2 protein-coding genes and 1 pseudogene are annotated in these 2,420 nt (G+C 71.8%); all 3 read left to right on the top strand.

The annotated features are described in order from the left end of the window. Window positions 1-443 (top strand): annotated as a pseudogene (locus tag GM676_RS31700) (FHA domain-containing protein); the annotation flags it as partial. A 38-nt stretch (window positions 444-481) separates the two neighbouring features. Beyond that, window positions 482-1,819, top strand: a complete 1,338-nt coding sequence (locus GM676_RS31175) for a FliI/YscN family ATPase (RefSeq protein ID WP_371866421.1) — start codon at window positions 482-484, stop codon at window positions 1,817-1,819. A 3-nt stretch (window positions 1,820-1,822) separates the two neighbouring features. Then, window positions 1,823-2,314 carry a hypothetical protein gene (locus tag GM676_RS31170; RefSeq protein ID WP_155468446.1) on the top strand — a complete coding sequence of 164 codons (492 nt, stop codon included), beginning with the start codon at window positions 1,823-1,825 and terminating at the stop codon, window positions 2,312-2,314. Window positions 2,315-2,420 lie beyond the last annotated feature (106 nt).

The following is a 2,420-nucleotide window of genomic DNA, read 5'->3' as shown; positions in this document are numbered from 1 at the left end:
CCACGCCGGCCTTGCGTGGCGCGTCCGCCGCGCCGCCGGCGCCGCCGAAACCCGTCATGGGGCCGGCGCAATTGCGCGCCGCCTTCCGCCAGCGCTTGCAGGAGGTCGATCTGCTCAAGCGGGTCACCCTCGACCTGCGCGACGACGCCTGGACCATCAACGCCGCGCTCAGCGAGGAGGAGGCGGCGCGCTTCGAGCGCATTCTGGCGGCCTTCGTCGCCGCCCACGGGATCGCCTTCCCTGTGCACGCCAAGGTGGGCGGCGCCGAGGCCATCCTGCCGTTCCAGGTGCGCGAGGTGGTGACCGGCGCCCACGCCAGCGTGGTGACCGAGGACGGCACGCGCCTGTACGTCGGCGACCAGTACCGCGGCGTGCGGCTGGTGGCGATCGACGGCCAGCGCCTGCGTTTTGATGGCGACCGCAAGCTTCAGGTGCAATGGTGACGGTGGCGGACACCTGGCGCGCCGGGCTCGACGCCCGGATGGCCGGCATCGCCCTGCAAGCGCGCGACTGGACTTCGGCGCTGCCGGCCCGGCCCGGCTTTAGCAGCAACGGCAAGGTGGCGCAGGTGCTGGGCACGCTGATCGAGGCGCACATGCCGCCGGTGCAGATCGGCGAGCTGTGCCATCTGGTCAGCGAGACCGACGGCGGCAAGCCGATGCTGGCCGAGGTGGTCGGCTTCACCGACAAGGCCGCCATCCTGTCGGCCCTCAGCCCGCTGGAGGGGGTATCCAACCGCACCGTGATCGTGCCGCTGCGGCGCGCCCACACGATCGAGGTGGGCGACCATCTGTTCGGCTGCGTGCTGGACGGCTTCGGCCGGCTGATGCACCGCTCGCCGGTGGTGGCGCCCAGCGCCGGCACCTGGCGCACCACGGTGCCGGTGGTGCGCGACTCGCCGCCGGCCAGCGAGCGGCCGCGCATCGCCACCCCGCTGGCCTCGGGCGTGCGCGCCATCGACGGCATGATCACCATGGGCGTGGGCCAGCGCATCGGCGTGTTCGCCGGTCCCGGCTGCGGCAAGACCACGCTGATGGCGGCCATCGCGCGCGGCTGCAAGGCCGACGTGGTGGTGTTCGGCCTGATCGGCGAGCGCGGACGCGAGCTGAACGAATTCCTCGAACACGAGCTGGACGCCGAGCTGGTGGCCAAGACCATCATCGTGGTGGCCACCTCCGACCGCACCTCGATGGAGCGCTCGCGGGCGGCGTTCACCGCCACGGCGGTGGCCGAGGCGTTCCGCGCGCGCGGTCTGAAGGTGCTGCTGCTGGTCGATTCGCTGACCCGCTTCGCGCGCGCCCAGCGCGAGATCGGGCTGGCGGCCGGCGAGCCGCCGGCGCGCGGCGGCTTCACGCCGTCGGTGTACACCATGCTGCCGCGCCTGATCGAGCGCGCCGGCTGCACTACCGAGGGCGCGATCACCGCCATGTACACGGTGCTGGTGGACGGCGACAACTCGTCCGACCCGATCGGCGACGAGGCCAAGTCGCTGCTCGACGGCCACATCTACCTGCGCTCCAAGCTGGCCGAGCAGGGTCATTATCCGGCCATCGACGTGCTGTCGAGCATCAGCCGCATCATGGGCAACGTGGTCACCCGCGAGCATCGCGCGGCCGCCACCAAGTTCCGCGAGATGCTGGCGCGCTACCAGGAGATGGAGCTGATGATACGGCTGGGCGAGTACAAGCCGGGCGTGGACCCGGTGGCCGACCGCGCGGTCGGCCTGCGCGAGCAGCAGATGGCGTTCCTGCGGCAGAACACGTCGACCAGCTCCGATTTCCAGGAAGCCATCGACACCCTGATCGCCATGCAGAGGTAAGGCATGGCCGCCTTTGCCGGCTTCGGCCAACCGAAGGCCAGGCGCGAGCCGGTCGAGGTGGCCGAGCCCAAGCCGCAAGACAAGAGCCTGGACCAGTTGCTGGGCGTGCGCAAGCAGCGCCTCGACCGCATCGAGCGCGAGCGCCAGGAGGCGCGCCAGAGCTGGCGCGCCGGGCGTGCCGCGCTGCGGGCGGCCAGCGCGCGCTGGCGCGCCGCCGAGGCGGACACGCGCGCGTACTGGGCGCAGGCGCGCAGGGATTTCCTGAGCATGCAGACCACCAGCGGCCAGTACCAGAAAGCCAAGCGCATCTACGAGCGCATGAAGCAGGCCGCCGCCGACGAGCGGGTGCGCTGTCTGGAGGCGGTGGAGCAATGCAGGAGCCGGCGCACGCTGTTCTTCGCGGCGCGCGCGCGCGTGCTGGCGGCCCATCGCCAGCAGGAGAAGCTGACCATCATCCGCGACGAATTGCGTCGCCTCAGTCAACCGGAGGAATAGCCATGGCCAGGATACAAGTCAAACCCGAGGCCGCCCCCGAGGCGCAGCCGGCGCCCAAGCCGCGGCCGGCGCGGGCCACGAACGGCGCGCCGCCGTTCGCGCCGCC

Origin of the sequence: Duganella radicis (assembly GCF_009720825.1) — a bacterium.
Lineage (GTDB): Bacteria > Pseudomonadota > Gammaproteobacteria > Burkholderiales > Burkholderiaceae_D > Rugamonas > Rugamonas radicis.
The sequence above is the reverse complement of the archived record's forward strand: the minus strand, read 5'-3'. Positions and strand labels throughout refer to the sequence as shown.